The organism is Pseudonocardia cypriaca, from assembly GCF_006717045.1.
Taxonomy (GTDB): Bacteria; Actinomycetota; Actinomycetes; order Mycobacteriales; family Pseudonocardiaceae; genus Pseudonocardia; species Pseudonocardia cypriaca.
On sequence record NZ_VFPH01000001.1, the window covers coordinates 2,277,726 to 2,297,291 of the forward strand.

The 19,566-nt window shown below is 68.7% G+C and carries 20 protein-coding genes and 1 pseudogene; 10 read left to right on the plus strand and 11 right to left on the minus strand.

Annotated features, from left to right (window positions below):
• Positions 1 to 101 precede the first annotated feature (101 nt).
• From FB388_RS10860 to FB388_RS10870, 3 genes are all read right to left on the minus strand, one after another.
• Positions 102 to 695: a PadR family transcriptional regulator gene (locus FB388_RS10860; RefSeq protein WP_132104296.1), complete on the minus strand. Its 594-nt coding sequence runs from the start codon at positions 693 to 695 to the stop codon at positions 102 to 104.
• Positions 696 to 1,010: 315 nt separating this feature from the next.
• Positions 1,011 to 1,517 (minus strand): GNAT family N-acetyltransferase, encoded by a 507-nt coding sequence (locus FB388_RS10865; RefSeq protein ID WP_142099965.1) that lies wholly within the window; start codon positions 1,515 to 1,517, stop codon positions 1,011 to 1,013.
• Between the two features lie 477 nt (positions 1,518 to 1,994).
• Positions 1,995 to 3,248 (minus strand): IS256 family transposase, encoded by a 1,254-nt coding sequence (locus tag FB388_RS10870; RefSeq protein ID WP_142099967.1) that lies wholly within the window; start codon positions 3,246 to 3,248, stop codon positions 1,995 to 1,997.
• Between the two features lie 181 nt (positions 3,249 to 3,429).
• Between FB388_RS10870 and FB388_RS10875 the strand changes: the two genes are divergently transcribed.
• Positions 3,430 to 4,356, plus strand: a complete 927-nt coding sequence (locus FB388_RS10875) for a hypothetical protein (protein WP_142099969.1) — start codon at positions 3,430 to 3,432, stop codon at positions 4,354 to 4,356.
• Positions 4,357 to 4,469: 113 nt separating this feature from the next.
• Here the strand turns inward: FB388_RS10875 and FB388_RS10880 are convergent, their stop codons facing one another.
• From FB388_RS10880 to FB388_RS10915, 8 genes and pseudogenes are all read right to left on the minus strand, one after another.
• Positions 4,470 to 5,654: a tyrosine-type recombinase/integrase gene (locus FB388_RS10880; RefSeq protein WP_142099971.1), complete on the minus strand. Its 1,185-nt coding sequence runs from the start codon at positions 5,652 to 5,654 to the stop codon at positions 4,470 to 4,472.
• 206 nt (positions 5,655 to 5,860) lie between these two features.
• Positions 5,861 to 6,157 carry a hypothetical protein gene (locus tag FB388_RS41295; RefSeq protein WP_246121812.1) on the minus strand — a complete coding sequence of 99 codons (297 nt, stop codon included), beginning with the start codon at positions 6,155 to 6,157 and terminating at the stop codon, positions 5,861 to 5,863.
• 372 nt (positions 6,158 to 6,529) lie between these two features.
• A complete protein-coding gene (locus tag FB388_RS10895; RefSeq protein ID WP_170225557.1) occupies positions 6,530 to 7,288 on the minus strand; it encodes an SDR family NAD(P)-dependent oxidoreductase in 759 nt (252 codons plus the stop codon).
• Complete coding sequence (locus FB388_RS40330) at positions 7,285 to 7,608, minus strand: aldolase/citrate lyase family protein (RefSeq protein ID WP_246121814.1); 324 nt, start codon at positions 7,606 to 7,608, stop codon at positions 7,285 to 7,287. Before FB388_RS40330 ends, FB388_RS10895 begins: the two co-directional genes overlap by 4 nt.
• A 155-nt stretch (positions 7,609 to 7,763) precedes the next feature.
• Positions 7,764 to 7,973: pseudogene (locus FB388_RS40335) on the minus strand (aldolase/citrate lyase family protein); the annotation flags it as partial.
• Positions 7,974 to 8,058: 85 nt separating this feature from the next.
• Positions 8,059 to 8,952 carry an ABC transporter permease gene (locus FB388_RS10905; RefSeq protein ID WP_142099977.1) on the minus strand — a complete coding sequence of 298 codons (894 nt, stop codon included), beginning with the start codon at positions 8,950 to 8,952 and terminating at the stop codon, positions 8,059 to 8,061.
• A gap of 8 nt (positions 8,953 to 8,960) precedes the next feature.
• Complete coding sequence (locus FB388_RS10910) at positions 8,961 to 9,749, minus strand: ABC transporter ATP-binding protein (RefSeq protein ID WP_142099979.1); 789 nt, start codon at positions 9,747 to 9,749, stop codon at positions 8,961 to 8,963.
• Positions 9,750 to 9,813: 64 nt separating this feature from the next.
• Positions 9,814 to 10,566 (minus strand): IclR family transcriptional regulator, encoded by a 753-nt coding sequence (locus tag FB388_RS10915; protein ID WP_211361849.1) that lies wholly within the window; start codon positions 10,564 to 10,566, stop codon positions 9,814 to 9,816.
• Between the two features lie 222 nt (positions 10,567 to 10,788).
• On the opposite strand from FB388_RS10915, the gene FB388_RS10920 reads away from it, so the two are divergent.
• The 9 genes from FB388_RS10920 to FB388_RS10960 are packed head-to-tail and all read left to right on the plus strand — an operon-like array spanning position 10,789 to position 19,307.
• Positions 10,789 to 11,679: a DUF6282 family protein gene (locus FB388_RS10920; protein ID WP_142099983.1), complete on the plus strand. Its 891-nt coding sequence runs from the start codon at positions 10,789 to 10,791 to the stop codon at positions 11,677 to 11,679.
• Between the two features lie 35 nt (positions 11,680 to 11,714).
• Positions 11,715 to 12,581, plus strand: a complete 867-nt coding sequence (locus FB388_RS10925) for a cupin domain-containing protein (RefSeq protein ID WP_142099985.1) — start codon at positions 11,715 to 11,717, stop codon at positions 12,579 to 12,581.
• A gap of 15 nt (positions 12,582 to 12,596) precedes the next feature.
• The gene (locus FB388_RS10930) at positions 12,597 to 13,688 is read left to right on the plus strand and encodes an ABC transporter substrate-binding protein (RefSeq protein ID WP_211361850.1); all 1,092 of its coding nucleotides are present in this window, start codon (positions 12,597 to 12,599) and stop codon (positions 13,686 to 13,688) included.
• On the plus strand, positions 13,689 to 14,681 hold the full coding sequence (locus FB388_RS10935) for an LLM class flavin-dependent oxidoreductase (protein WP_142099987.1): 993 nt from the start codon (positions 13,689 to 13,691) through the stop codon (positions 14,679 to 14,681).
• The gene (locus FB388_RS10940; protein WP_142099989.1) at positions 14,678 to 15,871 is read left to right on the plus strand and encodes a thiolase family protein; all 1,194 of its coding nucleotides are present in this window, start codon (positions 14,678 to 14,680) and stop codon (positions 15,869 to 15,871) included. Before FB388_RS10935 ends, FB388_RS10940 begins: the two co-directional genes overlap by 4 nt.
• On the plus strand, positions 15,868 to 16,530 hold the full coding sequence (locus tag FB388_RS10945; protein ID WP_142099991.1) for a 3-oxoacid CoA-transferase subunit A: 663 nt from the start codon (positions 15,868 to 15,870) through the stop codon (positions 16,528 to 16,530). The genes FB388_RS10940 and FB388_RS10945 overlap by 4 nt, the downstream gene beginning before the upstream one ends.
• Positions 16,527 to 17,210, plus strand: a complete 684-nt coding sequence (locus FB388_RS10950; RefSeq protein WP_142099993.1) for a 3-oxoacid CoA-transferase subunit B — start codon at positions 16,527 to 16,529, stop codon at positions 17,208 to 17,210. Before FB388_RS10945 ends, FB388_RS10950 begins: the two co-directional genes overlap by 4 nt.
• 29 nt (positions 17,211 to 17,239) lie before the next feature.
• Positions 17,240 to 18,667, plus strand: coding sequence for an aldehyde dehydrogenase family protein (locus tag FB388_RS10955; RefSeq protein WP_142099995.1), 1,428 nt, complete (start codon positions 17,240 to 17,242; stop codon positions 18,665 to 18,667).
• Between the two features lie 13 nt (positions 18,668 to 18,680).
• A complete protein-coding gene (locus tag FB388_RS10960; protein WP_211361851.1) occupies positions 18,681 to 19,307 on the plus strand; it encodes a nuclear transport factor 2 family protein in 627 nt (208 codons plus the stop codon).
• The last annotated feature ends 259 nt before the right edge of the window (positions 19,308 to 19,566 follow it).

A 19,566-nucleotide genomic window follows, 5' to 3' on the forward strand; every position in this document is an offset into this window, starting at 1 on the left:
GGTTCGAGTCCTTCTCTCGGTGTTGCGAACGGATTGGTTGAGCTAGTCAAGCTTGACTACTTGGCCAGAGTACACGAGGAGGAACGTCTAGTCAAGGTTGATTAGAAGCGCATCTTGAGGGGATCGTGGACCGTTCGCCACGAACCCGGATCATCGGCCATGGTGTAGGCGCCCTCAGACAGTCGTTTGCTCAGGTTCTTCGCCCACTCCAGTTCGGTGCGTGCGTGTCCCGCCCACAGTTCGGCCTGATCGCGGACGTGTTCGGGAATGTCGGGGTTCGGGTTCTCCCACCCCTTGGCCTGCCCTACGAGCTCCGCTTCCAGGCGCGCGACCCGCTCGTTAACGTGCGCGATGGCATCTGTCCTGGTCAGCATGGGCAACATAGCGATGGCCGCGTCGAGCATGGTGGGGTCATGGGTGCGCCGCAGACCGTCGCGGACCAGTTCGACTATCTCGTCACGTCCCCGAGCTGTCGCGCGGTACAAAACGCGCTCCGGCCCGGAGTTGCCCGGCTCGGCGTGTTCGGTGAGGAGGCCATCAGCCGCCGCCTTTTTCAGCGCGTGATAAATCGAGCCGGGCTTGATCTTGGCCCAAATCTCCGCACCCCAGCTCTGCAGTTCGGACCGCACCTGGTAGCCATGCGCGCCGCCGGAGAGGTGCACGATTCCGAGTACCAGGAGCTTCGTCGCCGACATACGCCCACCTCCGCTCAACCTGCTCGGACTCGCTCCGCTTGCGCGCCCGCCAGGGTGGTGTCAACTCCCACCAACACTAGGGTGCCCTCCTGGTCCGGGTGGTGTCAGCACTGACCTACAAACGGTGCTGGTGGAGACCTCCAAAGCCAGCAGCGCTACAGGGCGCCGGCATCGAAGGTGTCGAGGCGAAGCACCTCGATTGGCGGTACGACACGTGGAAGGCGCGGCGACGTGTACGGCCGCACCAGCGCCGAGGCCGTGGTGGGCGGGATGCCCGGGTCGAGACAGGGCCACGTACACGTCAGTCGCGCGGCGTCATTCTGCTGGCGACGTGAACCCCTCCGTGCGCTCACATGCATCGATGATCTTGTCGAGCGGACCGGCCACCACGTCGTCCTCTTGATCAGGCATCACCGAATGCAGTCCGCAGGAGCGGAAGAACGACATCCGTCCCGAGGTCTCGTTGCTCTCGTCAACCTTGCAGACGAGGTGCGTCGAACCCGCCTCGCGGGCAGCCCGTGCGAACGCGGCCACCAGTGCGCGCCCAACGCCCGTGCGGCGATGAGATCGCGCAACTGCGATGGTGCTGATCCACGCCTGCGGCGGTGTGACGTGTGGAGCGATGCGTACGTCGTAGTCCGTGGACAGCTTGCCATCGAGAACGCCCACGACCTCGCCATCCTCCGTGACCGCCACGAACATGTCGTAGTACCGAGCGGGATGCTGAAGTTCCCAGGCCTGATCAGCGAAGCCAGCGTCAGAGAGAATCTCCTGCAACATTGCAAGATCGTCTGGTCGCTCGCCGCGAATCGTCAGGCTCATGGAGGCAACGTAGAGGTCGAGAACGAGTCGGACCGTGAACAACTCGCTGCTCCTCGGCCAGCCAGGTGCGGGCCATGGCCGCGAAACGGCGATGAAGCCCGCTCGGCATTGAGCTATCGGCCCGGCTTGGGGCAGGGATGGCGCCGCGACCAGGAGTAACAAGGTGGTCGCGCACAGCGACTGGCTCCCGTGATTCAACCCGTTACTTCAAGTGCGGTGGGGTCGAGAACTCCGAAGTGCAGCGACGACGCCCTCACCGGGCGGGGCAGCTCAACGGGACGCCCGGCGCGCGAAATCCCGCCGGCCTCCCCGAGGGGCAGCCACACCAACCCTGGTCAGCTGGGACCGCGAGCTGTGGGAATGGGACGGACCAGCTGGTCCAGCTCGGTCAGGTCGACCTTCACCAGACGGGGGCCGACCCGGGCCACGTCCGCGGAGGTGGTGTACAAGATCGCCCCCGCGTGATCTTGGTGAAGGTTATGCGGTGAGCGCCTCGGTTGTCACCGGTGGCTCGCTGGTGGCCGGGTTGGGTTCGGTGGTGATGATGCGGATGCGGGACTTGGCCAGCAGTTCCAGGCCCATGTAGCGGCGGCCTTCGGTCCATTCGTCGCTCTGCTCGGCCAGGACGGCGCCGACCAGGCGGATCAGGGCGTCGCGGCCGGGGAAGATCCCGACCACGTCGGTGCGGCGGCGGATCTCCTTGTTCAGCCGCTCTTGCGGGTTGTTGGACCAGATCTGGCGCCAGATCTCGCGTGGATAGCTGGTGAAGGCCAGTAGCTCGGCGCGGGCCGCTTCGAGGTGTTGGGCCGCGTCGCGGAAGCGGGGCTCGAGGGCGTGGATGACGCGGTCGTACTGGGCGTGCACGGCGTCGGTGTCGGCCTGGTCGAAGATGGTGCGCACCTGGGTGGCCACGTGCGGCTGCGCGCTCTTCGGGACGCGGGTGAGCAGGTTGCGCAGGTAGTGGGTGCGACACCGCTGCCAGGCCGCGCCGGGCAACGCGGAGCCGATCGCCGCGACCAGGCCGGGGTGGGCGTCGGAGATGACCAGCTGCACCCCGGACAGGCCGCGGGCGACCAGTCCGCGCAGGAACGCCAGCCAGCCGGCGCCGTCTTCGGCGCTGGCGACGTCCAGGCCGAGGATCTCCCGATGGCCATCGGCGTTCACCCCGGTCGCCACGAGCGCGTGCACGTTGACCACGCGGCCGTCCTCGCGGACCTTCACCACGAGAGCGTCGACCCAGACGAACGTGTAGGGCCCGTGATCGAGGGGGCGCTGCCGGAACGCGGTGACCTGGGCGTCGAGGTGGGTGGCCATCTCCGACACCTGCGATCGGGACAGCGACTTGACGCCGAGCTGCTCGGCGAGGCGCTCGACTCGGCGGGTGGAGACGCCGAGTAGGTAGGCGGTGGCCACGACGGTGACCAGGGCCTGCTCGGCGCGGCGGCGGTGGGTCAGCAGCCAGTCGGGGAAGTAGGAGCCCTCGCGCAGCTTCGGCACGGCGAGCTCGACGGTGCCGGCGCGGGTGTCCCATTCCCGGGCCCGATACCCGTTGCGCCGGTTGACCCGCTCCTGGCTGCGTTCGCCGTAGTCGGCGCCGCAGGCCTGGTCGGCCTGGGCGGACATCATCGCGTTCGCCAGCGAGGCGATCATCTGCCGGAGTAGATCCGGCGACGCGCCCTGCAGCTGCTGCTCCAACAGTTCGGTGACCTCGATATGGTGCGGTGCGGCCATCGTGGTGATCCTCTCGGTGAGTTCCTTGGTCGGTACTCATCAAGATCACGCGGTGGCCGTCTCACATCACGACGCCACGCCGCTCACCAGCGAGGGACTCGTACACCACCTCTGAGGACGCAGCCCCCTGGATTCCTGGATCACCGACTACAACTGCGCGCGCCCGCACCAGGGCATCGACATGGCCCGCCCCGCGGATCGATTCGCACCGTCGCAGACACCCGCCGCCCGCGCCGAGGAGAACCTGCTGCCGCTGCGCCTGCCACCGGTCCTGACCAGCACACCACCACCAACCCTGCAGGTCCCGACCGAGTCACCCGCCGCGCAGCACCAACCCGAACCCGCACCCGCGGTGTCGACGCCCTGGACCGGCGGACCGGTCGAGTTCGACCGAGTCGTCCCACCGAGCGGGAACCTCGGTGTCGCGGGCAAGCAGTTCTGGCTCGGCCCCGCCCGCGCCGGGGTCACGGTCACGTTCTGGGCCGACCACGAGGTCATCCACCTGCTCATCGCCGGCGCCCGGATCAAGACACTGCGCTCGCACCTGTCGGGCACCGACCTCGCCGCGCTCGCCGCCACCGGCGGACGCGCCGCCGGCCCCTCGCCGCTGCCCCCGGCCGAACCCGACACCACCGCGATCGAGGTCGACCGCACCGTCGCCCGCAACGGCGTGGTCTCCCTCGGCTCCACCCAGGTCCTGGCCGCCGAGATCCTCGCCGGCCGCCGGATCAGCATCCGGATCGACCCCACCCTGCTGTCGTTCTTCGACCCCGAAACCCGCCAGCTGCTCCGCACCCGACCCAACCCACTGACCTGGGACCAGGTCCTGAGGCTGCGCGGCTCCCGCCCGGCCGGGCCGCCACCCCGACCCGTCACCGAACCGATCACCGTTCAGCGCCGCACGTCCAACACCGGCGTGATCATGATCGCCGGACAGCAGATCGCGCTCGGACGCACCCACGCCCACCGCGTCGTCACCGCCCACGTCGCCGACACCACCATCACCATCGACCTCGACGACGGCGACCAACGCACCATCTCCCGGACCACCACCCAACCGGTCCGCAGCACCAAAGCCCACCGACCCCGCACAACCCATGTTTCCTAGGCCGAGTGACAACCATGTCCTGAGACTCAACTGTCAAAGATCTGCTGAGACTGGACAGCCCGCAGGACCCCGCAGGACTCGCTCTGGATATGCCACGGTGACGGCTGGGTGTTCTAGCTCCCGGCGGTCTTTTTCCGCTTCTTCCGTATACCCGCCGCATCGATCGGAGTCACCTGCCCGGCGACGAGTTTGGACAGTGCTGCGGCGATTACTCGATCTCGGTCCTGAGCCGCGTGTTGGTAGCGCAGCGCCGCTCCCGGCGTGGAGTGGCCGAGTCGGGCCATCAGTTCGGCCAGGGTTGCGCCCGTGGACGCTGCGAGAACGGCTCCGGTGTGGCGCAGGTCGTGGAACCTGAGGTCCTCGCGCCCCGCCTTCATCCTCGCCGGGTAGAACACGCGGTAGAGAGTCGATGGTGCGAGCTGCTCGCCGTGCCCTGCCGGGAACAGCAGTCCATCACGCCCCATCGCAGCGTGATCGCGGATGTGGTCCTTGACCACCGGGAGCAGATGAGGCGGGAGAGCGACGGTGCGCTTGCCAGCGTCGCTCTTGGGGCCCTTGACCACGCGGCCGGCGTTTGTCCGCACCACGCCACGACGAACGTGAATGACGCCCTTTACGGCGTCGACGTCCGAGCGCCGCAGCTCGGCAAGCTCGCCGAACCTCAGGCCGCACCACGCTGCGAGCAGCACCAGAAGCTGGTACTTGGCGGGCATCGCCTTGGTCAACGCCTCAAGCTCGGCCAGCGTTGCAGGAACGATCTTCTTGACGCGCTTGGTCTGCCCGGCTCCGCGGACTCGGCACGGGTTGGCCGCGATCAGGTCGTCCGCCACTGCGGTGTTCATGATCGTGCGCAGCAGCGCGTAGGCGTGCGAGCGCGCCGTCGGTCCGGTGACCTTGCCGAGGTTGGCATGCCAGGTCCGCACCTCGGCGGGGGAGACGCTGGGAACCGGGGTCGAGCCGAATCGCGGGAACACGTGGTCGCGCAGGAGCTGGGCGTAGTGGTCCCGGGTCCGGTCCTCCAGGTCGCGATGGCTCAGCCACGCTTCTGCGAACTCGCGCACGGTCACCGGGGCGGCTTTGGGGGCCGCCGGGGGAAGCCAGTCGTTGCGCAGGATCTCCGAACGCCGCAGCGACAGCCAGTCGTTGGCGTCGCCCTTGGTCTCAAACGTCAGGGGTTGGCCGTTCTCGCGGCGAGCGGAGTACATGTGCCCGTTCGGGCCGGTGTAGCGAGCCTGGAAGCGGCCTGAGGGCAGCTTGCGGATGCTGCCGAACTGCCGCTTGCCCTGCTTGGTCGCCATCAGCTCGAACCCCCCGTGTGTCAATGCTCGTGCCAGCTGCGTGCCAGATCGAACGTGGATCCGTGGCCACTCGTCCTGATCTGACACGCGACACCGGGCCGCATCTGCCCAGCTAGAGGAGGGTATCAGCAGGTAGCGCCCAGTGTCGCGCTTCGTAGGAAGTCACTGGTTCGATCCCAGTATCGCCCACCGTGTGTTTTGCCTCGTCAGACGGCCTGTCGATGATCTTCATCGGCAGGCTGTTTGCGTGTGCGGGGAGCAGGGTCTGCTGACCACCTCCGTGGTCCGAAGTGTTCACGCGCGTCCGGGCCCGGCTCGAGGAGCTGAGCCACGCTGATGCGCAGCTTGCGGCAGGGGTTGGTGCCGATGAGTCCTTCGTCGACCGCTTCGCCGAGGATCATGGAGAACAGCACCAGGATGTCCTGGCAGCTCTTGTCGCTGAGCGTGCGGCGGAGCTGGTTGTTCACCCAGCCCTTGACCGCGATGCGCGCGATGTCTCCCACGGGGGTGCCGGACCAGCGGGGCAGGATGTGGTTGCGGATGTGGGAGTCGTAGGTCGCGCGGGTCGTGTCGGTGACGTAGTGGGCTCGGGACCAGTTGCGGATCCGTTCGTCGATCGAGGTCTGTGCCAGGCGGGGGTCGACGAAGCGGCCGCGGCGTTGGTCGGACTCGATGTCGGCGGCGCGGTCCTCGGCGTCGTTGCGGTTCCCCGAGGTCTGGGATCAGGTTCGTCGTGCGGTTGATTCCGGCTCTCCGCCTGGGCACTTGATCATCGCCGGCAGTTCGGCGCCTCGGGGCGCGGTGATTCACTCGGGCGCCGGACGGATCGTCCGATGCGGACGCGCCCGCTCAGCGGGGCGGAACGGGCTCACGGATCACTCGTCGTCGTTGCGAGGCGCGTCGACGTGGGTGACGAGGTTGATGCCGCCATCGACGTGGATCACCTCACCGGTTACGAAGGGGACCTTGATGAGCGCCAAAACCATCGCTGCGACGTCGGATGGTTGCCCGAGCCGGCACAGCGGTGTCATTGCCGCCGTGCGCGCCGCCCGTGTGGCGAGGCTGTCCGAGGTAAGTCGGGTCTCGACCGGCCCCGGGGCGATCGCGTTCACCCGGATGTCTGGACCCACGGCCTTGGCCAGCAGTCTCGTCAGGTGGTCGAGGGCGGCCTTGCTGACGGAGTAGGGGATCGAGCTGCCGAGGGGGCGCGAGCCGCCCACCGAGGTGATGTTGATGATCTGGCCGCCGGGCTCCATGACCTTCACGGCGGCGACGGAGACCTGCCACGTCCCGACGACGTTGACGCCGAGGATCCGGTGCCAGTCGTCAGCGGTGATCGCATCCAGGTCGGTGTGGGGGACGGGTCGCGACACGCCGGCGTTGTTCACCAGCAGGTCGAGCTGGCCGTGCCGCTCCACGGCCGTCTCCACCAGGCGCACGGCGTCGGAGGGATCGGCGATGTCGGCCTGGATGTAGCTGGCCCCCGGGAGCTCGGCCGCGAGCCGCTCACCGGCGTCGACCGAGGTGGACGAGGTCACCACGACGGTAAAGCCGTCGGCCGCTAGCGCGCGGGCGATCCCTTCTCCGATCCCGGAGCTCGAGCCCGTCACGATGGCGACACGTGGCGGGCTCATCGAGCGACTCGCTCGGCGACGGGCGCTTTCAGCGCGTTCACGATCGCCCGGCCTCCGCTGGCGAGGATCGAGGTGTCGTTGCGGACCACCACGTAGTCGTAGCCCCGGGCCAGTGCGGCCCGGGCCTGGTCAATCGTGGCGGACGCGGTGCCGATGGGAACACCTGCCGCGGCAGCAGCCGCCAGCGCGGACGTGGCGAGCCGGTCCACCTCGTCGCTTCCCGCCGCGACGCCCATCGACATGGCAAGGTCGGCCGTCCCGACGAACGCGGCACCGATGCCGTCGAGGGCCAGGATCTCCCTCGTGTTCCTGATCGCCACCTCGCTCTCGAGCTGGACGATGCACAGGGCCTGCTCGTTGCCGTACTCGAGGTAGTCCGCCCGCGGCAGCAGCCCCAGCGACCCGCTCGGCTGGTGCCGCCGGACCCGCGGTCGCCGCGCGGCGGGAAGCAGGTGGCCCGCACGACCGCCCGGGCCTGCTCGACCGTGTCGAGGTGCGGCACGACCACACCGGCCGCGCCGGCGTCCAGGACCCGCTGGATCACGCTGAGGCCGTGGTCAGGCACCCTGACGAGCGGGTACACCCCGAGGGCGCGGGCCATCGCGATGTGGGTCGAGGCGGCGCCCAGGTCCAGTGTCGTGTGCTCGAGGTCGATGACCACGAAGTCGAAGCCCGCGTAAGCCATGATCTCGACACTCTCGGGGCTGGAGAGCTTGATCCAGGTCTCGAGCGTGCCGCCGTTGATCCCGTCGCGCACCCGTGCCACGGGCTCAGACCTCGCCGGCGGTGTCGGTGGGGGTGGCGGTCCAGAAGACCAGCCACTTGCCGAGCCGCACGACGACCGCGTGCAGTGCGATGCCGATGGCCGACAGCACGACGATCACCGCGAAGGTCCTGGCCACGTCCAGGGTGAAGTTGCTCGCCTGGATCAGGTAGCCCAGACCTTCGGAGCTGCCCACGAACTCCGCGACCACGGCGCCGGTCACGGACAGGATGACGGCGACCTCCAGTCCCGCGAAGATGTGCGGAAGCGCCGACGGGATCTGCAGGTGCTGCATGACCTGCATGCGGGACGCGCCGAAGGACCGGAGCATTTCGACCTGCTCGTAGGCGGCGGACCGGAATCCCAGGATGGCGTTGATCAGCAGGGGGAAGAACGCGATCAGGGCCACGGTCAGCACCTTCGAGCTGATCCCGATGCCGAACCAGACGATCAGCAGAGGCGCCATGGCGACCTTCGGGATGGTCTGGGTCAGGATGAGCAGCGGGAAGAGCACGCGCTCCACCGCCCGGAACTGGGTGATGAGCACCGCGGAGAGCAGTGCCGAGCCGACCGCGATGCCGAACCCGATCAGGATCTCTTTCAGGGTGACGACCGAGTGGGTCATCAGGCTGCCGTCCTGGAAGCCGTCGACCAGGGAGCCGACGACGGCGGTGGGCGCGGGGACGAGGATGTTGGAGACGTCGAACATCTTCACGATGGCCTGCCAGACCACCAACAGCCCGATGAACACCAGCACGCTGTAGGTGATCTCCGGTACTCGGCGGCGTCGGCTTCGGACCGGGTTGTCCGAGCTCGTGGGCACCCCCACCGGCACGGTCTCGCCGTCCGGGACGGCGAGTGCCTCTCGGCCGGCTGCGCGGCGATTGGTGTGGGTGGACATCAGGTCTCCTAGTGGGCGCTGTGCTCGGAGTCGAGCAGCTTGCGGATCTTCAGGACGATCGCGCCGAACTCAGGCGTGTTGATGTTCTCGAGCCGCCGCGGACGAGGGAGCGCGACCTCGACGACGTCCGCCAGCCGGCCGGGTCGCGGTGTCATGACCACGACGCGGTCGGCGAGGAGCACCGCCTCGGGGATGCTGTGCGTCACGAACAGCACGGTCTTGCGGTCCTGGTCCCAGATCTTCAGCAGGTCCAGTCCCATCTGGTCGCGGGTCATCGCGTCGAGGGCGCCGAAGGGCTCGTCCATGAGCAGGATGCGCGGGTCGTGCATCAGGGCGCGGCCGATCCCGACCCGCTGCTGCATCCCGCCGGACAGCTCGTGGGGGTACCGGTCGCCGAACTCCTCCAGGCCCAGCATGACCAGCAGCTCGGCGGCCTTCGCGTGGGTCGCGGCGTCCCGCGCGTGGTGAAGGTCCGGCGACGTCAGCAGGTTCTTCCGCACGGTGCGCCATGGCAGCAGCAGCGGCTGCTGGAAGACCATCCCGAGCTGGTTGCGGTGGGTGTCCTCCGACGGCTCGAAGGTGACCTGTCCGGAGGTCTGGCGGGACAGGCCCATGATGATCCGCAGCAGCGTGCTCTTGCCGCAGCCGCTGGGGCCGACGATGGAGATGAACTCACCGGCTCGGACGCTGAGGGAGACATCGTCGAGAGCCTGGACGGTCCCGCCGGACTTCGTCGGGTAGAGCATGGACAGCGAGTCCAAGCGGATCACGCAGTCGGTGTCGGTGCTGGTCGGCATGTCTGTCCTTCCTCACCTGGTTCGGGCACAGACTGCCCGCGCCCGGGTTGTCGGGCTGGCAGCGTTAGCCGGTCGCCTCGGGCCACGTGCCGCCCATCTCCTTGGTCAGCTGCTTGCAGGCGGCCTTCAACGCCGTGGCCTCTCGGGAGTCCAGCGCCTCCGGCAGCATCCGCTCGGTGCCGACGGCCGCGATCGTGGCGCAGATCCCGGCCGCCGCGAACACCGGCGCCGCGAGGACGCAGATGCCGCGGTGGTTGACGTTGCTGCTCATCCCGGCCTGCCGGATCGCCTCGATACGACGGCGAGTCTCGGTGCGCTCGGGCTCGGGGAGGCTGCCGGTGAGCCGTTCGGCATGGAACTGGTCGGGGAGGAAGGCCAGGAAGACCTTGGCCTGCGAGGAGTTCAGGGCGAGCTGCGAGCCGACGCGCACCGTCACCAGGGTGGCATGGTCAGCCTCCTCGACCAGCGAGACGACCGGGCCGGAGGCGCCCCACAGCGACAGCACGGTGCTGACCTTGATCTCGAGCGCGAGCTCGCGCAGGTAGGCCGGCGCCATCTGCATGATGCGCTGCTGTCCCAGCATGAAGCTGCCGAGCTGCAGGATCGACCGTCCGGGACGGACGAGTGCGGAGTCCTCCACGCGCTCGAGCAGGCCCGAGCTGATCATCGAGCTGAAGTAGCGGTGCACCGTGGTCCGCTTCAGACCGAGCCGGCGGGTGGCCTCCGCGACGGAGAGCTCCGGAGTCTCCGGACCGAACAGTCCGAGGATCTGCGCGGTCCGGCTCACCGCCTGGATGTCCTGCTCGCGAGCAGTCACCGGCTCGTCCTGGTCCTCCGCCATTGGGTTTCACCCGTCTCGTTTAATGTCCGCAAGGTGTGCGTGTAGTCCGCAGTACGGACGGAGGGTACGCATGGCCTGCGTCTCACAGCAAGATCTTCCAGGGGTTTTCGTCGAAGCATCGTCCGGAATACTCTCTTGACAGACCGAATCGCGAACTCTCAGTCTGTGATGCGAACACTGTCGACGCCTGGAGACTTCATGACCGACTCACCCGCCGTCATCAAGCTGCTGAACGGCTGCGTCGACCTGCACTGCCATTCCGGCCCGAACCCGTTCCCTCGACGCATCGACCATGCCGAGGCCGGCAAGGACGGCGAGCGGCTCGGCATGCGGGGCGTGCTGGTGAAGTCCCACCACCACAACACCGTCATGGACCTGCTCGCGATGCGCGACCGGCTGGCGAAGATCAGCACCCCGGTCTTCGGGGGCATAACCCTGAACAGCATGGTCGGCGGCATCAACCCGCAGGCGGTGGCCATGTCACTGCGCATGGGGGGTAGGGCCGTGTGGTTTCCGACGTTCTCGGCCGGCCGGCACATCGACTGTCATCCGGAGGGCGTCGGCTTTCCCACGGCGAGCGTCGAGGTGCCGTCGTCCCGGGTCGACATCCACCAGGACAACGCCGAGCTCATCCCTGAGGTCCACGAGGTGCTCGACCTGGTGAAGGAGAGCGGCGCGATGGTGACCGGCGGTCACATGGAGACCGAGTCGATCACCCAGCTGTTTGCCGCGGCCAAGGACAAGGGTGTCACCCGGATGCTGCTCAACCATCCCGACTACGTCATCGGTGCGGACGAGGCGAAGTGCCGTGAGCTCGTCGGCTACGGAGCGTTCGTCGAGCACGAGACCGGCTTCTACGACCCCGAGGGGACCAAGAAGTGGGATCCCAAGATCCTTCTGGACTGGATCGAGAAGATCGGCCCGGAGCACACCGTGATCGCCTCCGACCTCGGTCAGAAGGATCGGCCGCTGCCGGTGGACTCCTACATCCGCGTCGCGACCGCGCTGCTGGACCTCGGCCTGGACGAGAGGTCGCTGCGGCAGATCTTCTGCGACAACCCGGCCTTCCTGCTCGGCCTGGACGACTGAACCGGCATCTTGCCGCTGACCCGAAAGGACAGGCGATGACCACCCTGGCCACCCCACCCGACGTGGAGTTCTCCGACCTCGGTACGGGCGATCCCGACGAGACGACCCCTGGCGGATCGTCGACGTGGTACTTCCGCGGACACAACTTCGTGCTCGCCCACACGACGCTGGTCGCCGGCGACGTGCTGGAGCGGGGTGATCAGCCGGACGAGTACGTCGTGATCCTCCCCTACGAGGAGTGCAGCGTCGAGGTCCGCGCGTTGGGGGAGGCCGCGTCGGTCTCGGGCAAGGCGGTGGTGATGGTTCCGCCGGGCAGCAGCACGATCGTCGGCGTCGACGACTGCACCGTCGTGCGGCTGTTCAGCTCTCGGTCCACCGACCTGCTGGACAAGGCGCGCAACCGGGATTCGTACGCAGAACCGCACCCGAACGTCAAGCCGTTCGAGCCGTGGCCGGACCCGCCGGAGGGTTATCGCATCCGGCCCTACCGACTGGCCGACCTGACGGTGACGCAAGACGCCGTCCGCCCGGGCCAGATCGTGCGGTGCAGCACCTTCATGGTCAACTTCCTGGCGCCCAGGATCGGACCGCGTGATCCGGACAGCCTCTCGCCGCACGACCACGACGACTTCGAGCAGTGCTCGCTCGCCGTGGAGGGGGAGTACGTCCACCACCTGCGGACCCCGTGGTCGAAGCGTCGCAGCGAGTGGCGCGACGACCGGCACCTGCGGTGCGGCAGTCCTTCGGTGGCCGTGATCCCTCCGCCCATGATCCACACCAGCGAGGCCGTGGGCTCTGGGACCAACCAGCTGATCGACATCTTCTGTCCGCCGCGTCTGGACTTCTCCCGGACGCCGGGCCGAGTGCTCAACGAAGACACCTACCCGCTCCCCACCCAGTAAGTGGAAGGTTCCATCGTGAAGACCAGACGAACGATGCAGTTCGTGAGTGGTGCGGTCGCCGTCCTGTGCGCGGCCGTAACGCTGAGTGCGTGCGGTTCCGACAGCGGATCCGACGACTCGGCCGAGTCCGGCGAGCTGACGTCGGTGAACTTCGCGATGGCGTCCCCCAGCTGGAACGCCGGCTTTGCGGTCATGGCCGTCGTGGAGGCCGAGGGCTTCTACGAGGAGGAGGGTCTGAAGGTCACGACCAACCTGTTCCCGTCGGCCACCCAGGCAGCGCAGCAGGTCGCCGGCGGCGGAGCCGACCTCGGCCTCATGACGGTCGAGCCCGTGGCCATCGGCCACGACAAGGACCTGAACCTGGCCTATTTCGGCTCCTACTGGCCGAAGTGGATCTACAGCCTGCAGGTGCCGGCCGGTTCGGCCGTGAAGAGCATCGCCGACCTGAAGGGTAAGAAGATCGGCGTCACCGCGGTCGCGAGCTCCGGCGCAACATTCGCCCGGACCGCGATAAAGCTCAACGGGATGGACGAGAACGCGGCCAGCCTGGTGCCGATCGGTGCCGGCGCCCAGCAGATCAACGCCATCAAGAGCGGACAGGTCGATGCGTTGGCACTCTGGGACATCCAGTACCAGGCCGTCAAGAACGCCGGCGTCACCCTGACGCCGCTTCCGATCAAGGAGACGGCGGACGCGTGGGGCGGCGGCTTCGCTACGACCCGGAAGAACCTCGACGCCAAGAAGGACGTCCTCGAACGGTTCGGTCGTGCGGTGGCGAAGGCGTTCGTCTTCGCCAAGGCCAACCCCGAGGCCGCGATCCGCGACCTGTGGAAGCTCCACCCGGAGACCCGCGGGTCCGACCCGGAGGAGAAAGCGCTGGCTGACGGGATCAAGGTCCTCCAGGTCCGTCTGGACGGACAGGGCTTCGACGACAAGACCCTGGGCCGGATCGACGACGCTGCGTTCACCCGTTCGCTCGACTTCATGGCCTCGGCCGGACTGATCAAGAAGTTCCCGGCGAAGGACATCTACACCGACGAGATGTTCACGGCGTTCAACAACTTCTCCTACGACGACGTCATCAAGCGAGCAGAGAGCGCCGGCTGAATGCGGCTGGGGGTCGCGCTCGACCTGAGCTCCCAGGAGCCGGTCCGCGCACAGGTGGATCGCACGGTCACGATGCTCGCCCGCGCGGAGCAGCACGGTTTCGACTCCACGTGGGTAGGGGAGAGCTACCACGCGGCCCCTCAGCCGTTCCACCTCCCGTCCGCCCTGGTGGTCCTGGGACATCTGGCCGGACGGACGTCCCTGGCGCTGGGATCAGCGGTGCTGCTCCTGCGCGCGTACAGTCCGGAGAAGCTGGCCTACGAGGCCGCGCTGCTCGACCAGCTGTGCGGCGGGAAGCTCACCCTCGGCCTCGGGCTCGGCGGCCCGGAGGTCGCCCAACGGGCCGGGCTGCCCGCGTCAGGTCCGGCCGGCGCGGCCTTCGACGCCACGCTGAGATTGCTGCGCGACGCCTGGTCCGCCGACGCGAGTACCGGTTCGCCCGTGGCGATCCCACCCCCGGTGCGGCGCGGCGGGCCGCGGATCCTGGTGGGCGGCAAGTTGGCCGCCTCGGCCCGTCGTGCCGCGACGCTCGCCGACGGATTCTACGGCGCGACGAACTACTGCGACGACCTGTTGATCAAGCAGTCGGCCGCCTACTGGTCGTGTCGCGGCGGACGGCCGGTCGGGACGGGTGGAGTCGTCGCCACCACCAGGTTCTGCGTCGTCCACGAGAATGCCGCCACTGCCCGCGAGCTCGCCGCGCGCCACCTGAAGGCCGCGACCGACTACTACACCGAGCGGGGCTCATGGATGGGTGCGGACGGCCCTGCTGAGCTCGAGCTCCCCATGGTGGGCACGCCCGACGAGATCGACGCGACGATCGCCCGGTACGTCCGGGCGGGGGTCACGTCCGTCCAGCTGCGGGTCGCCCCGTTCGGCACGCCGCGGGACGTCACCCGCCACACGCTCGACCTCGTCGGGCGGCACGTCCTACCGAACTGGCACGACACGACGCCTCCGGATAGGGGGCAGGAAGTGGAGACAACGCGGTGAGCAACTCATTCGTGTACGCGTCGGTCCGGACCCCGTTCGGTCGCTTCAACGGAGCCTTGGCCGACACGAGGACCGACGATCTGGCCGCGACCGCGCTGAAGGCACTTCTCGACCGCTCGCCGGACCTGGACCCCAGCCAGGTCGGCGACGTGTTCTGGGGCAACGCCAACGGCGCCGGCGAGGACAATCGCAACGTTGGCCGGATGGCCGTGCTGCTCGCGGGCATGCCCGTCTCGGTGACCGCCACCACGGTGAACCGGCTCTGCGGCTCGTCGCTGGACGCCGCCATGATGGCCGCACGCATGATCGAGGTCGACGACGCGGAGATCGCGATCGCCGGAGGCGTGGAGTCGATGACGCGGGCGCCATGGGTCCTGCCGAAGCCGTCGCGCCGGTTCCCGGCAGGCGACGTCACCGCCGTCTCCACGACGCTGGGCTGGCGTCTGGTGAACGAGCGGATGCCCGCCGAGTGGACGGCCTCGCTGGGCGAGTGCAACGAACAGCTGCAGGAGAAGTTCTCGATCTCGCGCGAGCGGCAGGACGAGTTCGGCGCTCGCTCGCACCGCCTCGCGGCGGAGGCGTGGGAGAAGGGCTTCTACGACGCCCTCGTGGTGCCCGTCCCCGGCACCGACCTGGTCCGGGACGAGAGCATCCGTGCCGACACCTCGCTCGAGGCGCTGGCCGGGCTGAAGCCGGCGTTCCGGCCCGACGGGACGATCACCGCCGGCAACTGCTCACCGTTGAACGACGGCGCGAGCGCGGTCCTGCTGGGCTCGGCGAGCGCGGCCGCGGCCATCGGTCGTGACCCGGTCGCGCGGATCGCCGGTCGCGGCTGGGCGGCGCTGGAGCCGCAGCAGTTCGGCTACGCCCCGGTCGAGGCCGGCAACGACGCGCTCGAGCGGGCGGGCATCACCTGGGACGACATCGGCGCCGTCGAGCTGAACGAGGCGTTCGCCGTCCAGTCGATCGCCTGTGTCGACGCCTGGCTCGAGCTCGGGCTGCGGGACGCCGAGGTCGTCAACGCCAAGGGCGGGGCGATCGCCATCGGGCACCCACTGGGTGCCTCGGGCGGGCGCATTCTCGGGACCCTCGCGGCGCGGCTCGTGGAGTCCGGCGAACGATGGGGCGTGGCAGCCATCTGCATCGGTGTGGGTCAAGGCTTGGCGGTCGTGCTGGAGAACGTCGCATGACGCTGCTCTGCACCTCTGCCGACGAGGCGGTCAGCGGCATCGCCGACGGCTCGACGGTGCTGGTCGGCGGCTTCGGCACGGCCGGCATGCCGTTCGACCTGATCGACGCGTTGATCCGGCAGGGAGCGCGAGACCTCACCGTCGTGTCGAACAACGCGGGCAACGGGGACACCGGGCTCGCGGCGCTGCTCGCGGCCGGGCAGGTGAGCAAGATCGTGTGCTCGTTCCCCCGGCAGACGGACTCCTGGGTCTTCGACGAGCTGTACCGCAGCGGGAAGATCGAGCTCGAGGTCGCGCCGCAGGGGAACCTGGCCGAGCGCATGCGCGCCGCCGGAGCCGGGATCGGCGGGTTCTACACCCGCACCGGAGTCGGGACCCTCCTCGCGGAGGGAAAGGAGACCCGCGAGATCGACGGCCGCACGTACGTCCTCGAGCTGCCCATCGCCGGCGACGTCGCGCTTATCAGCGCCCACACCGCAGACACCCTCGGGAACCTCGTCTACCGCAAGACGGCACGCAACTTCGCTCCCGTCATGGCGACGGCCGCGACGACCACCGTCGTGCAGGTGCAGCACGTCGTCGAGCCCGGAGCGCTCGATCCCGAGGCCGTGGTCACCCCAGGCATCTACGTCCACCGGATCGTGCAGGTGCCGTCATGAGCGTGGTGTCTCCGAGCATCGTCGAGCACACCGACCGTGGCCCGCTCGGACGGGACGAGATGGCCCGGGTGCTCGCGGGCGACATTCCCCGCCGGGCGTACGTCAACCTCGGCATAGGTCAGCCCACGACCGTCGGCGACCACCTCCCCCCGGAGTCGGGGGTCATCCTCCACACCGAGAACGGCATGCTCGGCATGGGGCCGGCGGCGACGGGCGACGCGATCGATCCCGACCTGATCAATGCCGGCAAGTTCCCGGTGACCGAGCTGCCCGGCGCCTCGTACTTCCACCACGCCGACTCGTTCGCCATGATGCGAGGCGGCCACCTCGACCTGTGCGTTCTCGGCGCCTACCAGGTCTCGGCAGCGGGGGATCTCGCCAACTGGCACACCGGCGAGCCCGACGCGATCCCGGCGGTCGGCGGGGCGATGGACCTCGCCGTGGGCGCCAAGCAGGTCTTCGTACTGATGTCGCTGTTCACCAGGACCGGCGAGCCGAAGCTCGTCACGGAATGCACGTATCCGCTCACCGCGCTGCGGTGCGTGGACCGGATCTATACCGACGTCGCCACGTTCGAGATCACCGGCGGGGACCAGGTCCTCGTCCGGGAGACGTGGGGGATCTCGTTCCACGAGCTCCGCTCGCGCGTCGACGTCCCGCTCACCGTGGCGACACCGTGACCACGCTCGTCAGGAGGTTGGAGAGCGACATGTCCACCAGGCACCTGTTCTACATCGGGGGTGCGTGGGTCGAGCCGGCCGCGCCGCGGACCTTGGGCGTCCTCGACCCCGCGACCGAGGAGACATTCGCGACGATCAGCCTCGGGACGGCCGAGGACGTCGACCGCGCGGTGGTGGCGGCGCGCGCGGCCTTCGCTGCGTACTCGCAGGTCAGCGTGGAGCAACGGCTGGAGTACCTCGAGCGGATCATCTCCGGCTTCCGGGCCCGGCTGCCCGAGATCGCCCGGACGATGACGCGCGAGATGGGGTCGCCGATCACGTTCTCGACGGAACGCCAGGCCACGGTGGCGCTGTTCCACTTCGAGGAGGCGGCCCGCGTGCTTGCGGACTACCGCTTCGAGGAGGAGATGGGAGCCGGGATCGTGCGGCGCGAGCCGATCGGCGTCTGCGGTCTCATCACGCCGTGGAACTGGCCGCTGAACCAGGTCGCGTCGAAGGTGGCCCCGGCCCTCTCCACGGGATGCACCGTGGTGCTCAAGCCGAGCGAGATCGCGCCGCTCAGCGCCATGGTGCTCGCCGAGGTCATTGACGACGCCGGGCTGCCGCCCGGCGTGTTCAACCTCGTCAACGGTGACGGTCCCACGGTCGGCGAGGCGATCGCGGCGCACCCCGACATCGACATGGTCTCGCTCACCGGCTCGACCGGCGCCGGCATCCGGGTCTCCAAGCTCGCGGCCGACACGGTGAAGCGCGTCGCGCTCGAGCTCGGTGGCAAGTCGGCCAACATCATCCTGCCCGACGCGGACCTGGAGTCCGCGGTCGTCGCCGGGGTGCACTCGTGCTTCACCAACGGCGGCCAGAACTGTCAGTCGCCCACCCGGATGCTCGTGCACCGCTCGCAGCGCGACGAGGCGTACGCCGCGGGGCGACGGGCGGTCGAGGAGGTCCGTCTCGGGGACCCGCTCGATCCGTCGACCACGATGGGGCCCGTGGTGAGCCAGGCTCAGCTGGAGAAGATCACCGCGCTCGTGCAGTCAGGGATCGACGAGGGCGCGACGCTCGTGGTCGGCGGCCCGGGGCGCCCCGACGGGCTCGACGAGGGGTTCTACGTCCGCCCGACCGTGTTCGGCGACGTCACGCCGCAGATGCGGATCGCGCGCGAGGAGATCTTCGGCCCCGTGCTCTCGATCCTGCTCTACGAGACCGAGGACGAGGCCGTCGAGATCGCGAACGACACGCCGTTCGGGCTGGCGGGCTTCGTGCAGTCGAAGGACCCCGACCACGCCCGCAGGGTCGCCAACCGCATCCGAGCGGGCCGCGTCTACCTCAACGGCGCTCCGTTCGACCGCAGCCTGCCGTTCGGCGGCTACAAGCAGTCGGGGAACGGACGAGAGTTCGGGCGGTTCGGCTTCGAGGAGTACCTCGAGGTGAAGGCCGTGCTCGGCTATCGGCAGTGAACGAGGGGACGACATGGTGAACCCCGACCACGGCGAGCGGCTGGCAGTCCTCCTGGACCGGGAGGAGCTCTTCGACCTGGTGAGGCGGGAACGCTTCGCCCGCGACCAGCGACTCTTCGACGTGATGCGTGACTGCTTCCACGACGACGCCTACGTCCGGACCACGTGGTACGACGGACGCGGCGGCGAGGCCTACGTCGAGGCGACGAAGACGTGGATGAGGCGGACAGGGAACAGCAAGCACTGGGTCTTCCCCGCCTACGCGCGGGTCGAGGGCGACCGGGCGACGGTCGAGAGCCCGGCGAAGATCTTCAACCGGACCACGGTGGAGGGAGTGGAGGTCGACTTCCACGCCTACTGCCGGTTCTTCTCACGTGCCGTTCGGGACGAAGGACGGTGGAGGCTGATGAGCTTCGAGGTCCTGCTGGAGCGCGACGAGCTGCGCCCCGTCCATGCAGGTGAGGCGCTCCCGGTGGACGTGGCCCAGCTCGCTGGGCTTCGGCCGTCATACCGGTTCCTCACCTGGATCCAGTCGACCCGCGGCGTGACGGTGAGTCAGGACCTTCTCGGCGACGACCGGCCGGCCGAGCTCGACGCGTTCCACCAGGGCGAGACCGCTTGGCTCACCGGCACTGGATAGCGGTCAACGCCGCGGACCCTGACTGACATATCGTCTGAGTCTCAGGCCGGGGTGTGCACTGGCAGGCCGAGCACGGGGCGTTCACGCTCGAGGACCTCGCGGCACGCGCTGGAAGAGGGGCGCCGCCTGCTCGTTCCCGCCGTCGTCGTGGCCCAGGCCTGGCGTGATGCCCGTCGTCAGGTACAGCTCGGGGGGTTCCTCAACAGCTGTGAGGTGCTCCCGATAGGCATCGAGACGGCGAATGAACCGCCCCGGCGTG